The following is an 18993-nucleotide window of genomic DNA, read 5'->3' on the forward strand; positions in this document are numbered from 1 at the left end:
AGGGCGGATCGGGGGCACGGGAAAAGGACCCGTCGTGCCGACGGGTCCCCAATCCCTGCGGTGTGTGCCTCAGGCCGCGGAGAGCAGCCGACCGCTGAGCATCTCGGCGAGGGCGGCCACCGTGGGGTGGTCCCACATGGCGTTCGCGTCGAGCGTGATGGCGAAGTGGTCCTCGATCCGGATGGATATGGACACGGCAGTGATGGAGTCCAGGCCGTAGGCGGCCAGCGGGGTCTCCGGGGCGATCTCCTCGGCGGGCAGCCGTACGTGTTCCGCCACGCAGTCGATGAGCCACGCGCGGACTTCGTCGGGTGACGAGCCGGCGGTCCGGGGTGCCGGATTGCCGTGGTCGAGGTCAGAGGCGGTCACGTCGATCTCCTTGGTGGTAGTGGCCTGTGGGGTGGTCACCCGCGGTTCCCGGCGGTCTTGAGTTCGCCTGCCAGGTACAGGGAGCGCATCTCGGCGCGCTGGATCTTGCCGCTGGTGGTACGCCGGACGGTGCCGGGGCGCAGCAGCAGGACGTCGTCGACCCGCACGCCGAACTCCCGGCTGACCGTGATCTGTATCCGGCCCGCCAGGGCGGCCAGTTCGTCGGCGGGGACGCCGCGGACCTCATGGGTGATGACGAGGCTCTCGGTGGCCGCACCGGGCGCATCGTCCCGCTCCGGTGCGGTGAACACGGCGCCGCAGCTGCCGAGCTCGGGATGCTGGGAGCGCAGCTCGTGCTCGATGTCGTGCGGGTAGAGGTTGCGGCCGTTGACGATGATCATTTCCTTGATCCGCCCGTTGATGTAGAGCTCGCCCTCGTGCACCGTGCCGAGGTCGCCGCTGCGCAGATAGCCGGTGTCACCGTCGGCGGTCGTGCCCCGGAACGTCTCCCGGGTCGCCTCCTCGCGGCCCCAGTACCCGACGGCGACGCTGGCGCCCCTGATCCAGATCTCACCGATGCGCCCCTCGGGCAGCACGTCGTGGGTGACCGGGTCCACGACCCGGATGTCGAAGGCGGGGGCGGGGCCGTTGCTGACGAGATGGCGGGCCGGGCGGCCCGGCTCGGCGAGGACGAACTCGCCCTGCGCGAGCCGTTCCGCGTCGACCGAGCGCACCAGCGGGGGCTGGTGACCCCGGGTGCTCACATAGACGGTGACCTCCGCCATGCCGTAGCTCGGGGCGAACGCCTCCTCGCGGAAGCCGGCGGCGGCGAACCGCTTGGTGAAGGCGGTGAGGACATCCGGCTGTACGGGCTCGGAGCCGTTGGCCGCGTAGGTCCAGTGCGACAGGTCGAGCTGGGCGACCTCGGCATCGGTGACCCGGCGGGTGCACAGGTCGTAGGCGAAGTTGGGCGCGAAGGAGACGTTGATCCCGCAGGTGCCGATGGCGCGCAGCCAGCGGACCGGCCTGCGGGCGAACGCCATGGGGTCCATCAGGACGCAACTGCCGCCGCGCAGCAGGGCAGGCAGCAACTGGGCGCTCAGGCCCATGTCGTGGTAGAGCGGCACCCAGCCGCCGCTGCGGGTCTCCTCGGTCCAGCGGACGGCCCTGGCGAACGCCTCGACGTTGTGCAGCGCATTGCCGTGGGTGATCATCACGCCCTTGGCGTCGCCGGTGGAACCGGACGTGTACTGGAGCAGCGCCAGGGTGTCCTGGTCCAGGGGAACGGGGGTCCAGGCGTCCGGGTCGGCGAGCCGCCGGCCCTCGGGGCGGGTCACGACGGTTTCCACGCCGGTGAGCTGGACGGCGTCCGCCCATTCCCGGCAGTCGTCGGCGCTCGCTCCGTCGGTGAGGACGACCGTGACGCCCGCGTCGAGGGCGATGTTGCGCAACCTCGTGCGGTGGTGGCGGAACTGGCTGGGCAGCGGCGCGGGTACGGCGATGACCCCGGCGTAGAGACAGCCGAGAAACGCGGCCACGAATTCGGTGCCGACCGGATAGAGGAGCAGGGCCCGGCTGCCCGGCCGGTGCCCCTCCTCCTGGAGCCGGGCGGCGATGCCGCGGGCTTCGCGGTCCAACTCGGCGTAGGTCAGGGGGGAGGCGAGGTCGGGCCGGTCGGGGTCGGTCAGGAAGGCGACTGCGTCCTGGTCGGGCCGCGTGGAGACGCTGCGGCGAAATGCCTCAACGACACTGGCGGATTGCGTGATGTCGTACATTGCCCATTCGACCTTCCGACGGCTGTGCGCTGGCCATGAGTCTCAGAACCGGAAAGAGGTCGGAAAGAGACCGGTGATTCGGGTGGTATGTGAATTGCCTGCCGGATCTCACCTCAGCTGGGAGATCAAGCTACGTCATCGCGGCCAGAGCGTGTCAAGGATTTCCGAACGGACGTTCACGCTCACCTTAAATACCCCCGTAGGAGCCGAAAGGGCCGGTCGGTCGTCCTTTAGTTTCGGCTTAATGATGCAGGGGGAAAGCGGTGCAGTGTTAGTGTCGCGCTGCCCTTGTCCCGGCAGATCGCAGACTTCACGGCCGCCAGATCGCAAACCTCACGGCGTAAAAGGAGCTCCACGCATGACGGGTGGCATACCTGAGATTTCCGACCGTGCGCCCGGCCGCGGAGCGGGCCTGAGTGCCGACCTCGAAGCCCTCGTCGATCCCGCCGGCCGCCCGGACCCCTACCCGGTGCTGCGCCGCCTGCGCGAGGCGTCCGCGCACACCGCGTCGGACGGCCTGGTCGTGGTGGCCGGGCATGCCGACTGCTCGAAGGTCCTGCGCGACCCCGCCATGAGCAGCGAACGTGACCTCTTCCGGCTCTCCCCGACCGCGCGGGGCCCCCGCACCCGCAACTTCATCCACCTGGACCCGCCGGACCACACCCGGCTGCGCCGCCTGGTGACCAAGGCGTTCTCCCCGCGGGTGGTCGCCGCCCTGGAGCCGCGGATCCGGACGCTCACGGAGGACCTGTTCCGCGCCGCGGCCGAGCGCGGCCGCTTCGAGATCGTCTCCGACCTGGCCTATCCGCTGCCGCTCCAGGTGATCTGCGAACTGCTGGGTGTGCCGGTCGCCGACCACCACCTGTTCCAGGCGTGGTCGGCGAAGCTCTCGGAGGCCCTGGAGCCACCGCTGCCCGGCCTCGTCGCGCCACGGGCCACGGGCGAAGCGGCGCGGGCCCGCGCCGAGTTCATCCGATACTTCAGCGAGGTCATCGCCGAGCGCAGGACCTCCCCGCGCGACGACCTCGTCTCCCAACTGATCCAGGTCAACGAGAACGGTGACCAGCTCACCGACAGCGAACTCCTCGCCACCTGCATCCTGCTCATCAACGCGGGCCACGAGACCACCGTCAACCTCATCGCCAACGGTGTCCTGGCGCTGCTGCGTGACCCCGACGCGCTCCGCCTGCTGCGCGCCGAGCCCGAGTTGGCCGGCAACACCGTCGAAGAGGTGCTGCGGTACGACGCCCCGGTGCAGCTGACCACGCGCGTGGCCCGGCAGGACACCGCCGTCGGCGGCACGGTGGCACGGGCCGGAGACATGCTGCTCGTCCTGATCGGCGCGGCCAACCGCGACCCGCAGGTCTTCGAGGACCCGGACAGTTTCGACATCCGCCGCCCGCGCGCCTCTCAGCATCTGTCCTTCTCCGCCGGTGCGCACTTCTGTCTGGGCGCCGCGCTCGCCCGCCTCGAAGTCCGTATCGCTTTCGAACTGTTCGCGACGCGTGTGATCGATCCCCGGCTGACCGGCGAAGAAATCCCGTACAAGCCGAATCTGAGTCTGCGCGGCCCCGATCGACTGGATGTGGATTTCCGCGACATCAAGCTGCCCGATTGAGTCAGGGCTTAATTCAGTGACAGATCGCCGATGCTCGGCTTGAATACACGCGCTCAATTACTGCGGGACATGCGAGAGGAACGCAGGAAGGTCTTCTCTTCCACCGGCCACTCGCACCACCTGCATCAGTAACGCCACCTGCACCAGTCCCACCCATCACCAGCAGCAAGAGGGAGAACCGGACATGAGTAACCCGTTCGAGGACGAGGAAGCCACGTACGTCGTACTGATCAACGACGAGGCGCAGTACTCGCTGTGGCCGTCCTTCGCGGAAGTGCCCGCGGGCTGGACCGTCGCTCTGGCGGAGACGGACCGCTCGGCGTGCCTGGAGTACATCAACGAGAACTGGACCGACATGCGTCCCAAGAGCCTCGTCGATGCGATGGACGCGGCCGCACGGGACGCGGCTTGAGCGAGGTCGTGATCGAGGCGGTCGGCGTCGGCAAGACGTTCGGCGAGGTCCGGGCGTTGAGCGACGTGGACATCGAGGTCACCCGGGGCAAGGTCCTCGGACTGCTCGGTCACAACGGAGCGGGCAAGACGACGCTGGTGAACATCCTCTCCACGGTGTCACCCGCGACGTCGGGCAAGGCCACGGTCGCAGGCTTCGACGTGGCCCGCCAGGGCGCCCAGGTGCGGGCCCGGATCGGTGTCACCGGTCAGTTCGCCTCGGTGGACGAGCACTTGTCCGGGTACGACAACCTCGTGCTGATCGCCCGTCTCCTCGGCGCCGGCCGGCGCGACGCGGCGGCGCGGGCCGGAGAGCTCCTGGAGCTGTTCGACCTCACCGGCGCCGGCGCCAAGCCCTCCCGGACGTACTCGGGCGGCATGCGCCGGCGCCTCGATCTCGCCGCCAGCCTCGTCGGCCGTCCCGACGTGCTGTTCCTGGACGAGCCGACGACCGGGCTCGACCCCGCCACCCGCCTCTCCCTGTGGGAGACGGTCGAGTCCCTGGTGGCGCGTGGCACGACCGTGCTGCTCACCACGCAGTACCTGGACGAGGCCGACCGGCTCGCCGACTGGATCACCGTCCTGTCGAAGGGCCGGGTCATCGCCTCGGACACCGCGGGACGGCTCAAGGCCGACCTGGGCAGCCGCTCCGTACGCGCCGTCCTCGCACCCGGGTCCGTGCTGTCCGCGGCGTCCGGAGCGTTGGCCGCCGCGGGCTTCCAGCCCCACACCGAGCCGGACACCCACACGCTGACGATCCCCGTCGACACCTCGGCCGAGGTCGCGACCGTCGTACGGGCACTGGACACCGTGGATGCCGAGCTCGTCGAACTCACCGTCAAGGAACCGTCCTTGGACGACGTCTACCTGGCGCTCACCCAATCGCCCGACCCCTCGCCGGCGTCCCTCGGCGGCGCGGCCTGATCACAGGAGTTCCGGTGGCCCTCCAGGAACGCACCCCGGCCGTCTCGGCAGCCGCCGCGCACGACGACCGGGCGGCGTGGTGCGGCAGCAGTGCGACCACTCAGCTGTGGGTGCTCACCGCACGGCAGGTCCGTTCGATGTACGGCGACACACGCCTGGCCTTCTTCAGCCTGGCCCAACCCTTGATCATGCTCCTGCTGCTCAACGAGGTCTTCGGGAGCATGGCGAACAGCGACGACTTCCCGCACGGGGTGCGCTACATCGACTATCTGATACCCGCGCTCCTGGTCACCACGGGCATCGGCTCGGCACAGGCCGCGGGGGTGGGCCTGGTGAGGGACATGGACAACGGGATCGTGGCGCGCTTTCGTGTGCTGCCGACCCGGTTGTTCCTGGTCCTCGTGGCGCGCTCACTGGCGGATCTGCTGCGCGTCTTCGCCGAGCTGGTCGCCCTGCTGCTCTCCGGCTTCCTCATCTTCGACTTCCGCCCCTCGGGCGGGATCCTGGGAACCGGCGCGGCGCTTCTGCTCACCCTGTTCGTCATCTGGTCCCTGATCTGGGGCTTCATCGCACTGGCCGCCTGGCTGCGCAGCGTGGAGGTGATGTCGAGCATTGCGGTCCTCGTGATGTTCCCGCTGATGTTCGCCTCCAGTGCCTTCGTCCCGCTCGAAGTGCTGCCACGGTGGCTGCGGTTCGTCGCCGAGGCCAACCCGGTGACGTACGCGGTCGACGGCGCCAGGGACCTGGCGCTCGGCTGGGACCCGGGGCTCGGTGTGCTCAGCGCACTCGCCACGAGTGCCGGGCTCATGACGGTCGCGATGTTCGTCGCCGCGAAGTGCTTCCGGAGGGCGCCCAACGCGTGAGACGGGCCTTCGGCCTGCCCCCGCCCCGAGGCGACCCCACGCCACAGGCGCAACGTCCCCGTCAGCGAGCTGACGGGGACTCACACGTGTTCGGGGCCAGGACACCTCAAGGAGGGCCTGAAAACCACTCAAGACCGCACAGGGAAACTTCAAATTAAGGTCGGAGAACACTCAAGACAGCACAAGAATCCTTTGACTGGCCTGAACCGAAGGGGTAGCGTCAGCCATGTCAGTCGAATTCATGTGCGAATTTTGATTTTCTATCCGATTCGCATTCCTGATTCCGAGGGCGACCGGGGAGGGCGGGAATGTGTTAAGCGCACCATGAGTCGGCCGATCGGCTGGATCGCCGCTGGGGGCACAGTTCCCGCGGTTGCTTTCGGCTGTCGTCTCGCAAGGTCGTCCCGACACGAGGTCGATGTGATTGAATTTCAGGACTGAATTCCAGGATTGACTTCTGAGGCATCAAGTGTGCCCGGTTCATTGACTCTCCTTGGTGATGCTTGACTCGCTGGAGCGTCATTGCATGAATAGTGCCCGCCGGCGCCGCCGAAGTACTGGCGCGGACACAAGTCGATGCGGTCGGTCGGCAGGCGTGTGCGGTTTCTATAAGACGTAACAAGTCCGGACGGGGGTCCCGGCAAGGGAATTCCCCTCTGGTTACGGGGATGGGGCTGGCGTGTTGCGCATTGATCTGAAGAGTACGGGAGTCGACCGGGTCCATATGATGGCGACCCTGGGCCCCGTGTCCGAAGGGGTATTCTCCGTTCGCTATATGGCGAACAGAGCCGCACCGGCGTTCCAGGAGTGGAGAAAGCAGCTCGATGCCCGCCTCGGGACGAGTGCGACGGTCCCTGACGTGCTGCGGACGCTCGCCAGGGCCTCCGACCTCACCTGGCTTCTCGGCCCCATCGAGAACGCACCCGCAGGGAGCCGACTTCGAGCATTGAGCCTCGGCTGGCCCGAAGGCCGGGCGGCTGTGGAAGAATTTACGAAGCTGTCCATAATGCCGTATTGGCAGTCGATGCTCACCTATTTGGCGGAGCAGCGGGAGGGGCGGCTCAGGGCGTGCTTGAACGGCGGTGGGAACCTGCTCAACTATTTGCATCCCGACATTAAACTGAATGGCCATGTGCTCGAAGTGCAGGGTGGCGACGACAGGGAGATCGAGTCCGACGGTAACGGCCTTCTCGTTGCCCCTTCCATTTTTCTCGGTGACCGGCCCGCCGTGCTGCTTCGTCATGTGGCAGGCACCAACGGCAGGCCCGTCCTGGTCTTCTCCGCCCAACTGACACCCACAGCGGCCCGCACTCTGTGGGGCTCCCCGGTGAAGGACGGCGAGGCGCTGGGCGCACTCATGGGGCGCACCAGGGCCCAGCTCCTGCGCCTCACCCAGGCCGGTGGCACCACCAGCGAACTCGCCCGCAGGGTCGGCACGTCCGCCGCCGCCGTCAGCCAGCACACCAGCGTCCTGCGCCGTGCGGGGCTGATCCAGTCGGAGCGCCACCACAACACCGTGAACCACCGGATCACCGCTCTGGGCAGCGCGGTGCTCGACGGCATCTCCCTGGCCGCGGAGACCTTGACCGTGCCTGAGGCGAGCCGGCACGGGAGCACACCGCAACCCAGGCGCCTGTCTCCGGCGGGCGGGGTGCCGATCCCCTCGAACTGTGGAGTCGTCCCTATGCAGCCGACTCGATGGTGAGACCGGCCCCGCACTCGCGTTCGTAGCCGACCGCAGGTGCAGGGCGCGGCCGGTCGAGGAGTGCTCAAGGCCGTATCGAGGCGCAGCCGAGGTATTTCGGAGAACCGCCGCACAACGCGTGCAGAAACTTCCGGTCGAGGTCGGAGAGTGCTTGAATCCGCCCGCATTCTCTTTGACCTGCCGACAGCGGCCGGGTAGTTTCGATCGAGTCGGTCGAAAATATGTGCCAAGTCAAGGTCGTTCGTTTCTTGGCTTGTTTCGCTGCCCCGACTGTGGCCGTGAGAAGGCGAATTACTTCCCCGGCCGCATGAGGACGAACGTCTCCCGTACGGGATCGCATTTCGGGGGAGGGCATTGTCAGCCATGCCCGCCCCCGATTCCACTGTGACGACGTCATGAGACCTGGGGCGCCCCCGCGGCGGCGCGACGACGAGGTGGAGCGGATCCTGCTCCAGGCCCGCACGTCGGCAGGGCCCGGCCCACGGACGGCCGGCCCCTGGATGCGGGCGGGCTGACCGTCTCCGACATGTCGCTGAACCTGCTCAGCCAGAACGACATCGACCTGCCGGAAAACGAGTGGAGGACGCTGTGACGACGCCCCGGTCCGGACTGCAGGACATCCTGCCCTTGACCTCACTGCAGGAGGGCTTGCTCTTCCACAGTCTGTACGACCTGGACGCACCCGACGTCTATGTGTCGCAGCACATCCTCGACATCGAGGGCCCGCTCGACACCGGGCTGCTCCGGACCGCCGTCGAGACCCTGCTCGAACGGCACGCCACGTTGCGGGTCGGTTTTCGGCACGACGGCCTGAGCACCCCCGTGCAGATCGTGCCGCGCTCCGTGCCCGCCCCGTGGTCGGAGCTCGACCTCACCGAGGTAGCGGACGACGCCGCTCGTACAGCCCGGGCCGAGGAGCGGATACGCACCGACCGGGAGACGCGGTTCGATCCCGCCGCCCCTCCCTTGCTCCGCTTCACCCTGGTCCGGACCGGGGCGCAGCGCTACCGCTTCGCCCTGACGTTCCATCATGTGCTGTTCGACGGCTGGTCGCTGTCCGTCCTGCTCAACGAGCTGTTCGCCCTCTACGCCAACGGCTGCGACGCCGCCGCGCTGCCGCCGGTGGCGCCGTACCGCGCCTTCTTCGGCTGGCTGGCCGCGCAGAACCGGGACGAGGCGCGCGCCGAGTGGTCCGCCGCCCTGGCCGGCCTGGACGAACCGTCGTTGTTCGCACCGGCGGGGCAGCGGGCCGACGCGGAGCCCGGCCTGCCCGAGCGCATCGACTTCGGCCTGTCCGAGGAGTCGACCGCGACCCTCACCGCCCGGGCCCGGGCCCACGGGCTGACCGTGAACACCGTGGTCCAGGGCGCCTGGTCGCTGCTCATCGCCCAGCTCCTCGGCCGCGACGACGTGGCCTTCGGCGTCACCGTGTCCGGCCGTCCGCCGGAGATCCCGGGCGTCGAGAACATGGTCGGGCTCTTCATCAACACGGTGCCGCTGCGCCTCGCCCTGCGCCCGGCGGAGACCGCCGCGGACATGCTGACCCGTCTGCAGCGCACCCAGGCCGGACTGCTCCCGCACCAGTACCTGGGCCTCACCGACATCCAGGACGCGTCCGGTCACGCCGAACTCTTCGACTCCGTACTGGTCTTCGAGAACTACCCGCACGACGCGGGCCGATTGACCCGTGCGGACTCCGGGCCGGCGGATCCGGGTGCCGTCCGGGTCGTCGCACAGCGCACCACGGACCACTCGCACTACCCGCTCACGCTGGTCGCGGTCCCGGGCCCCGCGCTGCGCTTCCGCCTCGACCACCGCCCCGACATCTTCGACCACGCCGCAGCCAAGACCCTGGGTGAACGGTTGGTGCGCGTGCTTGAGGGGTTGTTGGCCGTGCCGGATCGGCCGGTCGGTCAGATCGGTGTGCTTGGTGAGGCTGAGCGTGTGGGTTTGCTGGCGGGGGCTGAGGGGCCTGGTCTGTGTGCTGCGGCTGTGTCGTTGGGTGGGTTGTTCGGTGAGCAGGTGGAGCGGGTGCCGGATGCGGTGGCGGTGGAGTGGGGGCGGCGTCGGTGGTCGTACGGGGAGTTGGGTGTGTGGTCGGACCGGGTGGCGGGTCGGCTGGTGGCGTCGGGGGTGGGTTCGGAGTCGCCGGTGGTGTTGTTGCTCCCGCGGGGTGCGGGGGTGGTGGCGGCCTCGTTGGGTGTGGTGAAGGCCGGTGGGGTGTATGTGCCGGTGCATGAGTCCGCTCCGTGGGAGCGGGTCGCGGGGGTGGTGGCCCGGACGGGTGCGCGGGTGGTGATCACTGATCGTGCCGGGGTGGAGGCCGCGGAGCGGTTGGGAGTCGAGGTCCTGGTCGTGGACGACACCGGCGACGACACCGGCGACGACACCGGCCACAACACCGGTGGGGTGCCTGCGGAGGGTGGTGCTGGTGGTGGTGGTGGTGCTGGTGGTGGTGGGTTGCCGGTGGTGTTGCCGGGTCAGTTGGCGTATGTGATGTATACGTCGGGTTCTACGGGGGTGCCCAAGGGGGTCGCGGTCACGCATGAGGACGTGGCCGGGCTCGCGGCGGCGTCGTGTTTCGCCGGGGGTGGGCGGGAGTCGATGCTGCTGCACTCCCCGCATGCTTTCGACGCTTCGACGTACGAGATGTGGGTGCCGTTGCTCAATGGCGGCCGTGTCGTGATCGCCCCGCCCGGTGACGTCGATGCGGGCGTCCTTGCCCGGGTGGTCGCCGAGCACCGGGTCAGTGGTCTGTGGCTGACCGCGGGCCTGTTCCAGCTCATTGCCGAGGAGGACCCCGCCGCCCTGGCCGGGGTCCGTGAGGTGTGGGCCGGCGGTGATGTGGTGCCCGCCCACGCGGTACGCCGCGTGCTCGCCGCCGCGCCGGGCACCCAGGTCGTCAACGGCTACGGTCCCACCGAGACCACCACCTTCGCCCTCCACCACCGGCTCACCGACCCCGGGCAGGTACCCGACAGTGTGCCGGTGGGCCGCCCGCTGGACGGCATGGCCTGCTACGTCCTCGACTCCCGGCTCCGTCTCGCCCCGCAGGGCACCCCCGGCGAGCTCTACATCGCCGGGACGGGACTGGCCCGCGGATACCTCGACCGGCCCGACCTCACCGCCGAACGCTTCATCGCCAACCCCCACGGCCCGGCCGGCTCCCGCCTCTACCGCACCGGCGACCTCGCCCGCCAGAACGCGGACGGCACCATCAGCTTCCTGGGACGCACCGACCAACAGGTCAAACTCCGCGGCTTCCGCATCGAGCCCGCCGAGATCGAAGCCGCCCTGGCCGGCTTCGAAGGAGTGGACCAGGCCGTCGTCATCGTCCGCGACGAACGACTCCTCGCCTACACCACCGGCCACACCCCCGACACCGGCGCCCTGCGCGACCACCTGGCCAACACCCTGCCCGCCTACATGATCCCGTCCGCGTTCACCCACCTGGACACCCTCCCGCTCACCACCAACGGCAAACTCGACCGCACCAGCCTCCCCACCCCCACCCACACCGAGACCACGGGACGCGCCCCCCGCACCCCCCAAGAAGAAATCCTCTGCACCCTCTTCGCCGACATCCTCGGCCTCCCCACCATCACCCTCGACGACAACTTCTTCGACCTCGGCGGCCACTCCCTCACCGCCACCCGCCTCACCTCCCGCATCCGCACCACCCTCAACACCGAACTCTCCGTACGCCAACTCTTCGAAACACCGACCGTCGCCGCTCTGGCCCGGCTCCTCGACGGGGCCAACGGCGCCCGCCGCAGGGTGATGCCCGTCGTGCCGCGGCCCGACCGGGTGCCGGTGTCCTTCGCGCAGCGCCGCCTCTGGTTCCTGCACCGGTTCGAGGGCCCGAGCGCCACCTACAACATCCCCCTCGGCCTGCGCCTGACCGGCGCCCTCGACCACGATGCGCTGCGCGCCGCCCTCGCGGACCTCGCCGAGCGCCACGAGTCCCTGCGCACCGTCTTCGCCGAGGACGCCGAAGGCCCGTACCAGACCGTCCTCGACGGCGACCGGGCCCGGCCCGTGCTGGACGTGCGGCGCGTGTCCGAGAAGCCGCTCGCCGACGAGGTGGCGGCCGCAGCGGCGTACGCGTTCGACCTGAGCGCCGAGGTGCCGCTGCGGGCCACGCTGTTCGCGGACGGCGAGGACCGTCACGTCCTGCTGCTGCTTCTGCACCACATCGCGGGTGACGAATGGTCGATGCCGCTGCTCGCCCGCGACCTGACGGAGGCGTACACGGCCCGTCACCAGGGTGCGGCGCCGCACTGGGAGCCGCTGCCGGTGCAGTACGCCGACTACAGCCTCTGGCAGTACGAGACGCTCGGCGACGAGAGCGACACCGACAGCCGGGCCGCCAGCCAGCTCGCCTACTGGAAGGAGACCCTCGCCGGGGCCCCTGATGAGCTGGCGCTGCCCACCGAACGGCCGCGGCCCGCCACCGAGTCCCACCGCGGCGACCGGGTGCGCTACGAGGTGCCCAAGGACGTTCACGAGCGGATCGTGGCGCTGTCCCGCTCCGCCCAGGCCAGCCCGTTCATGGTGCTCCAGGCCGCCCTCGCCGCCCTGTTGACGCGGCTCGGCGCGGGCGACGACATCCCGCTCGGCACTCCGGTAGCCGGGCGTACCGACGACGCCCTGGACGACCTCGTCGGGTTCTTCGTCAACACCCTCGTCCTGCGCACCGACACCTCGGGCAACCCCACCTTCGGTGAGCTCCTCGCGGGGGTGCGGGAGACGGACCTGGCGGCCTACAGCAACCAGGACCTGCCGTTCGAGCGCCTGGTGGAGGAGATGCGGCCGAACCGGTCGGTGGCGCGGCACCCGCTGTTCCAGACGATGCTGACGTACAGCAACGCCGATCAGGATGCGGCTGCGCGGCCCGGGTCCGGGCAGCTCGCGGGCCTGACCGTCGCGCCGGTGAGGGCCGACGTGGCCACCGCCAAGTTCGACCTGTTCTTCGCGTTCATCGAGCGACGCGACGCCGACGGCGCCCCGGCCGGGCTCGGTGCGGTCCTGGAGTTCAGCACCGACCTGTTCGACCGGAGCACGGCCGAGTCGTTCGTGGCCAGGCTGCTGCGCCTGCTGGAGGTGGCGACCGCCGACCCGCGGCGCCGGATCGGGGACATCGAGATCCTCTCGGACGCCGAGCGCCGCCAGGTCCTCGCCGAGTGGGACGGGCCCGCGCTCGCCGTGGGCGGAGCCTCGCTGCCCGAGCGGTTCGAGGAGCAGGCGGCCCGCCACCCCGACGCCGTCGCGGTGGAGCACCCCGGTGGCGCGGTCGGCTACGCGGAACTCAACGAACGCGCCAACCGTGTCGCCCGTGCGCTGATCGCCGGCGGTGTGGGCCCGGAGAGCCTGGTCGCGGTCGCCATGCCCCGCTCGGCAGAACTGGTCACCGCGCTGCTCGCCGTCCTCAAGGCGGGCGCGGGCTATATGCCGCTCGACCCGGAGTACCCGGCGGAGCGGATCGCGTACATGCTGCGCGACGCGCGGCCCGCCTGCGTCCTGACCACCGCCGCCCACGCGCACGTGCTGCCGCCGGAGGTCGTCGATGCGACGGTGACCGTCGACGCGGCCCCCACGGCGGCCGTGCTCGCCGCGCTGCCCGCCACGGACGTCACCGACGCCGAGCGGCGCGCGCCGCTCGACGGGGCACACCCGGCGTACGTGATCTACACGTCGGGGTCGACGGGCCGCCCCAAGGGCGTCGTGATGCCCGCCGCTTCGACCGCCAACCTGCTGGAGTGGCACGAGGGCGCGCTGCCCGGCGGCCCCGGCACTCGCGTCGCCCAGTTCACCGCGGTCAGCTTCGACGTGTCGGTGCAGGAGACCCTGTCCGCGCTGCTGTCCGGCAAGACGCTCGTGGTGTGCGACGAGGACACCCGGCGGGACCCGGTGGCGCTGGCCGCGTGGCTGGAGCACGCCGCGATCCAGGAGCTGTACGCGCCGAACCTGGTCCTCGACGCGGTGGCCGAGGCGGCCGTGGCGCACGGCCGGGAACTTTCCCGGCTGACCGACCTGGTGCAGGCCGGGGAGGCGCTGACCCCGCACGGGGCGCTGCGCGCCCTGCTCGCCGCCCGCCCGGGCCTGCGCCTGCACAACCACTACGGACCCGCGGAGACACACGTGGTGACGGGGTATCAGCTGCCGGCGGACACGGGCCGCTGGCCCGTGGCGGTGCCGATCGGCACCCCCGTCGCCAACACCGCCGTCCGGATCCTCGACGCGCGGCTGCGCCCGCTGCCCGCGGGTGTGCCGGGAGAGCTGTACATCTCGGGTCCGAGCCTGGCCCGCGGCTACGGCGGGCGGCCCGCGCTGACCGCGGGCCGGTTCGTCGCCGACCCGTACGGGACCGCGGGCGCGCGCATGTACCGCACGGGCGACCTGGCCCGGTGGACCGACGACGGACAGCTCCTCTACCTGGGCCGGACCGACGGGCAGGTGAAGATCCGCGGATTCCGGATCGAGCCGGGTGAGGTGGAGAAGGTCCTCACCGGCCACCCGGACATCGCGCAGGCCGCCGTCGTGGTGCGCGAGGACCGGCCCGGTGACAGGCGCCTCGTCGCCTACCTCGTGGCCCACGACGGAGCGGCGCCCGACCGCGGCGGCCTGCGTGGCCACTGCGCCGGGCTGCTGCCCGATCACATGGTGCCGTCGGCGTTCGTCGTGCTGGACGCGCTGCCGCTGACCGCCAACGGCAAGCTGGACCGGGCGGTGCTGCCCGCGCCCGAGCAGTCGGTCGGTGCCGTCTCGCGGGAGCCGCAGACCGCCTTGGAGCGGGCGCTGTGTGAATTGTTCGGTGGCGTGCTCGGCGTGGCCGGGGTCGGTGTCGAGGACGACTTCTTCGAGCTGGGTGGCCACTCCTTCCTCGCGGCACGCCTCGTCGGCCGGATCCACGCGGAGCTCGGCACCCACGTGCCGGTGCGCCGGATCTTCGAGGCGCCCACCGTCGCGGCCCTGGCCGCCTCGCTCGCCGGCGGTGGGGGAGCGGGTGCGCGGGACGCCGCGGCCGTGCTGCTGCCGCTGCAGGCGCGTGGCTCGTCCGCCCCGCTGTTCTGCCTGCACCCGGGCAGCGGCTACGGCTGGTGCTACGCGGGTCTGGTGCGGCATCTCGGCCCGGACGTGCCCCTGTACGGCATCCAGTCGCGCGGTCTCGACGGTGACGGGGCGCTCCCGGCGGACATGGACGAGATGATCGACGACTACCTCGCCCGGATCCGGTCCGTGCAGCCCCACGGCCCCTACCGCATCGCGGGCTGGTCCTTCGGCGGGCTCACCGCGCACGCCCTGGCGGTCCGGCTGCGGGCCGAGGGGGAGCGCGTCGAGCTGCTCGCGCTGCTCGACGCCTATCCGCCGACCGACGACGCCAAGGACCGGGAGGTCGTCGACCACGAGATCGTCGCGCAGAATCTGCGGGCGATGGGCTTCGAATTCGACGAGGCGGAGCTCAGGGCGGACCAGGACGCGGTGCTGATGCGTCTCCCGGACTTCCTGAAGAACACGGATGAGCCCCTCGCCCACCTGGAGGCCGCGGGCATCGTGGCCCTGAAGGACGTCTTCGTGAACAACATCCGGATCATGCGGAAGTTCCAGCCGGGATTCTTCGACGGCGACGTGCTCTTCTTCTCCGCGACCCTCATGGCGGAGGAGGACCGTGAACGCCTCGACGTCGGCTCCTGGCAACCGTTCATCGGCGGTCACGTCGATGTGCACCCGATCGAATCGACGCACGGAGACCTGATGACGGAGGCGACGCACGTCGCCGGCGTCGGCCGTGTCCTCGCGGACCGGCTGCGCACCCCCACGGGGTGAGGGCGGTGGCTTCCAGGGCGGCCGCGGCGGCCGTGGGTTCCGGACGGTGCCGTGCCCGGTCGTCACGGGCAGGTCCCCGGCTTCGCACGCCGGGGCCGGGGGCACGGGCCGGCACCGGGGGTGAGCCGGGCACCGGGGCGGCCCGGGGGCCGACGGGGCGGTTCCTACCGCCCCTTGGCCTCCTCGATGAGTCCCGCCTCATGGGCGATGATGGCTGCCTGCACCCGGTTTCCCACCGCCAGTCTCGTGAAGATGGAGCTGACATGCGTCTTGACCGTTCCCTCGACAAGGTGCAGACGGCGGGCGATCTGGGCGTTCGACAGACCCGCGCCGAGGAGGCCGAGCACCTCCTGCTCGCGTCCGCTGAGCTTGCGGATCTGCTCACGCGCGGCCTGCTGGCCCGCCGTACGGCTCGAAGGCAGGCCGCGGATGACCCGCCGTGCGGCTTCGGGCGACAGATAGGCCGCGCCATCGGCGACCGCGCGTACGCCCGCGATCAGTTCGCGCGGGTCGCCGGACTTCAGCAGGAATCCGCTCGCACCGTCGCTCAGCGCCCGCGCGATGTAGTCGTCGTTGCTGAACGTCGTGAGGATGATCACCGCCGTGGGCGTGTCGGACCGCAGGATCGCCGACGCCGCGTCCAGTCCGTTCAGGTGAGGCATCTGCACGTCGAGGAGCGCCACGTCCGGCCGGTGACGGTGCACGAGTTCCACGGCCTGCCGGCCGTCGGAGGCCTCCGCCACCACTTCGATCTCCGGGTCCGCCGACAGGATGGCCCGGGCGCCCGCCCGCATCATCACCTCGTCGTCCGCCAGCAGAACTCGAATCACAGGATTCTCTCTCTTTCCTTCGGCACGGCATCCGTTGCGCCGCTTTCCCACCAGGACTCACAGTGACAGACTCCGGGCAGGCCTCCGCGCCTGAGCGGCGGGCCGACCGGCTGCGCACCCTGATGGAATCCCTGGCCCGGCGCAAACCCGTCAGCACGGCGGCCCTGTGGGCGGCCCTCACGTTCCCGCCCCTGTTCGCCTCCCCCGCCGAGCTGACCTCGACGTCCATCTGGTGGAGGCTCGCGGGGGTGGCCCTCCTGCTGCCGGCCATCGCGTTTCGCAACCGCTATTTGCCGCTGTCCTGGTGCGTCAGTACGGTACTCGCCCTGATCAACGCGTGGTTCTCGCCGGCGATGTTCGCGATGAGCTATCTGATCGGCCGCCGCAATGTGCGGGGGCGGCCGGCGGAGGTGACACTCGCGGTGAGTCTGGTGGCCCTGACCCTCGTGGGCATGGGCATCAGGGCGGGGCAGTTCACGGCCGTGCTCAACAACGCACCCCTCCTCGTGTGCGCGGTCACCGCGGGCCTGGCCGGGCGCCACCGGTACCAGCGGCGTGAACTCGAACTCGCGGGCTGGCAGCACGCCCAGAACCTGGAGCGTGAGCAGGTGCTCGCGGCGGACCGCGTCCGCACCCGCGAACGGGCCCGTATCGCCCAGGACATGCACGACCAGCTCGGCCACGACCTCACGCTCATCGCCATGCAGGCCGGTGCCCTGGAGGTCAATCCGAGACTCGACGCGTCGGCGCGGGCATCGGCGGGTGATCTACGGCTGAGTTCGGCCCGCGCCATCGAGCGGCTCAGCGACATCATCGGTGTGCTGCGCGTGGACGGCGGCCAGGACGTCGCCGGCAGCCCACGTGAGGACGTCCTGAGCACGGTGGACCGGGCCCGCAAGGCGGGGATGCTGGTCGAACTGCGGCCCGTCGGCCTCGATGCCACCTCACCTCCCATGGTGGAGGAGACGGTGCAGCGCGTGGTGCAGGAAGCCCTCACCAACGCCGCCAAGCACGCGCCGGGCGCCGAGGTCCGGGTGCATCTGGAGAGGTGGACGGACCGGACGAGCGTCTCGGTCACCAACGAGGCCCCCGACTCTCCCCCCGGGGACAGCAGCGGCACCGGCATGGGCCTGGTCGGCCTCGCCGAACGTGTCAGGGTCCTCGGCGGCTCACTGATCACACAGGAGCGCAAGGACGGCGGGTTCGAAGTGACCGCGCGGCTGCCGCACTCCGGCCCCGCGCACGGCACCGAACCGGCGCCCCCGACCGGGCACGTGGAGGCCCCCGTGTCGCTCGGCGCCCGGCAGCAGGCCCAGCGGCGCGTCCGCCGCAGCCTGGTGACGGCGGTGGCGGTCCCGGCCCTGGCGACAGTGGCGGTGGGGGTGCTCATGGTGAGCTACTCCTCCCGGAACCTCGACCGCATGACGCTGGACGCCGAGACCTACGACGGCCTGCGCAACGGCCAGACCTGGGAGCGCCTGCGAGACCAACTTCCGTCCCAGCAGGTGCGGGTGGGCGCCGACTTCGAGCAGCCTCCCAAGCCCGCGCGAGCCTCCTGCAGGTTCTACCGTGCCGAGAGCAGCGGGTACTTCTCGCTGCGGTCCGAGGTGTACCGGCTCTGTTTCACCGACGGAAAGCTCGTGGCGAAGGCGTTGCTGCGTGAGGACGGCGACTGATCGGGCCGCGAGGCCACCGGCGATCACGCCCGCAGGACAGTCGGCCGCTCGGGCGCTCCGACGGCGGACCGGGCGGAAGAGCCGGGTCAGCCGACCGGGGTCGAGACCTGGGGCCCGGCCCGGAACGGGCACTGCCAGTCGTGCGGTACGGCCCGGCCCGAGTACTGCCGGGCCTCCGACGACACCCCGTGGTCGGTCAGCATCGGATTGACGCTGCCCTGGAGCTTCATCTCCTTCGCGCGGATCGTGCGCTGGAGCCCGTAGTACGTCCCGTCGGCCTTCAGCCGCCGGAACTGCTCGTGCGCATTGAACACGAGGGCCGGCCGGGAGAACCTCCGGGATATTCGGGAGGACCCCGGATTGAGCCCGGCCACGAAGAAGGGCCTGCCCCCGACGCTGAAGGCGAAATCTGCCGCGTTCACGTCGCTGGATACGTCGGCACTCCATGAATACGCCCTGGAGTCGATGTCGTGCAGCCGGGCAAGCTGCCCCCAGAGCCCCTCTTCGAACTCCTCCTCGGAGAGCTCGTACGGCATGCGGAATATGGCCACGAAGGATGCGAAGTCGCTTTCGTCCTTCAGTCGCGTATCGATGAACTCGACCAGATCCCGATGTAACTCCTGGCTGTACTTGTCCGAGTCCAGTTCCTCGTAGACATGCATGAACAGCGTATTCTGTCGAAGCGCTGCACGCGCTGCCAGGCAACTGAATGAATCGCTGCCCACCCAGGAGATGAATTCCTCCTCGAGCCCCTGCTGCGTCATGGCGTCTCCCGTTCCGACATAAGAGCAGCGACGGTAACACTGCGGGGAACCGGGCGGCCGGACGCCAACTTGTTTAAGGCAGGATTTAGTATGCCCCGGCTGCCTCCGGTGGATCCTGCGCCGTATTTTAAGCTGGGGGTTAATAACCGCCGGAGTTTGCTTGCGTGATGTCCGGTCAACTTCATAGGCTGC

General features: G+C 70.0%; 11 protein-coding genes. 7 read left to right on the plus strand and 4 right to left on the minus strand.

Annotation, left to right across the window (positions count from 1 at the left end; genetic code table 11):
• Positions 1-69 precede the first annotated feature (69 nt).
• Complete coding sequence (locus OG446_RS21455; RefSeq protein WP_328895570.1) at positions 70-369, minus strand: acyl carrier protein; 300 nt, start codon at positions 367-369, stop codon at positions 70-72.
• Between the two features lie 35 nt (positions 370-404).
• On the minus strand, positions 405-2144 hold the full coding sequence (locus OG446_RS21460; protein ID WP_328895571.1) for a fatty acyl-AMP ligase: 1740 nt from the start codon (positions 2142-2144) through the stop codon (positions 405-407).
• Between the two features lie 358 nt (positions 2145-2502).
• Here OG446_RS21460 and OG446_RS21465 point away from each other — a divergent pair, with 358 nt between their 5' ends.
• From OG446_RS21465 to OG446_RS21490, 6 genes are all read left to right on the plus strand, one after another.
• Positions 2503-3762, plus strand: coding sequence for a cytochrome P450 (locus tag OG446_RS21465; protein WP_328895572.1), 1260 nt, complete (start codon positions 2503-2505; stop codon positions 3760-3762).
• A gap of 184 nt (positions 3763-3946) precedes the next feature.
• Positions 3947-4174: an MbtH family protein gene (locus tag OG446_RS21470; RefSeq protein WP_328895573.1), complete on the plus strand. Its 228-nt coding sequence runs from the start codon at positions 3947-3949 to the stop codon at positions 4172-4174.
• Entirely contained in the window at positions 4171-5136 is a 966-nt protein-coding gene (locus OG446_RS21475) for an ATP-binding cassette domain-containing protein (RefSeq protein ID WP_328895574.1), read from the plus strand. Before OG446_RS21470 ends, OG446_RS21475 begins: the two co-directional genes overlap by 4 nt.
• A gap of 14 nt (positions 5137-5150) precedes the next feature.
• Positions 5151-5999: an ABC transporter permease gene (locus OG446_RS21480; RefSeq protein WP_328895575.1), complete on the plus strand. Its 849-nt coding sequence runs from the start codon at positions 5151-5153 to the stop codon at positions 5997-5999.
• Between the two features lie 679 nt (positions 6000-6678).
• A complete protein-coding gene (locus OG446_RS21485) occupies positions 6679-7704 on the plus strand; it encodes an ArsR/SmtB family transcription factor (RefSeq protein WP_328895576.1) in 1026 nt (341 codons plus the stop codon).
• 588 nt (positions 7705-8292) lie between these two features.
• Positions 8293-15531: a non-ribosomal peptide synthetase gene (locus tag OG446_RS21490; protein ID WP_328895577.1), complete on the plus strand. Its 7239-nt coding sequence runs from the start codon at positions 8293-8295 to the stop codon at positions 15529-15531.
• Positions 15532-15695: 164 nt separating this feature from the next.
• Here OG446_RS21490 and OG446_RS21495 read toward each other — a convergent pair whose 3' ends face one another.
• Positions 15696-16361, minus strand: coding sequence for a response regulator transcription factor (locus OG446_RS21495; RefSeq protein ID WP_328895578.1), 666 nt, complete (start codon positions 16359-16361; stop codon positions 15696-15698).
• Between the two features lie 62 nt (positions 16362-16423).
• Here OG446_RS21495 and OG446_RS21500 point away from each other — a divergent pair, with 62 nt between their 5' ends.
• Positions 16424-18037, plus strand: a complete 1614-nt coding sequence (locus tag OG446_RS21500) for a sensor histidine kinase (RefSeq protein WP_328895579.1) — start codon at positions 16424-16426, stop codon at positions 18035-18037.
• A gap of 86 nt (positions 18038-18123) precedes the next feature.
• Here the strand turns inward: OG446_RS21500 and gntA are convergent, their stop codons facing one another.
• Entirely contained in the window at positions 18124-18801 is a 678-nt protein-coding gene (gntA, locus tag OG446_RS21505) for a guanitoxin biosynthesis heme-dependent pre-guanitoxin N-hydroxylase GntA (protein ID WP_328895580.1), read from the minus strand.
• Between the last annotated feature and the right edge of the window lie 192 nt (positions 18802-18993).

It is taken from the genome of Streptomyces sp. NBC_00236, from assembly GCF_036195045.1.
In the GTDB taxonomy this organism is placed as follows: Bacteria; Actinomycetota; Actinomycetes; order Streptomycetales; family Streptomycetaceae; genus Streptomyces.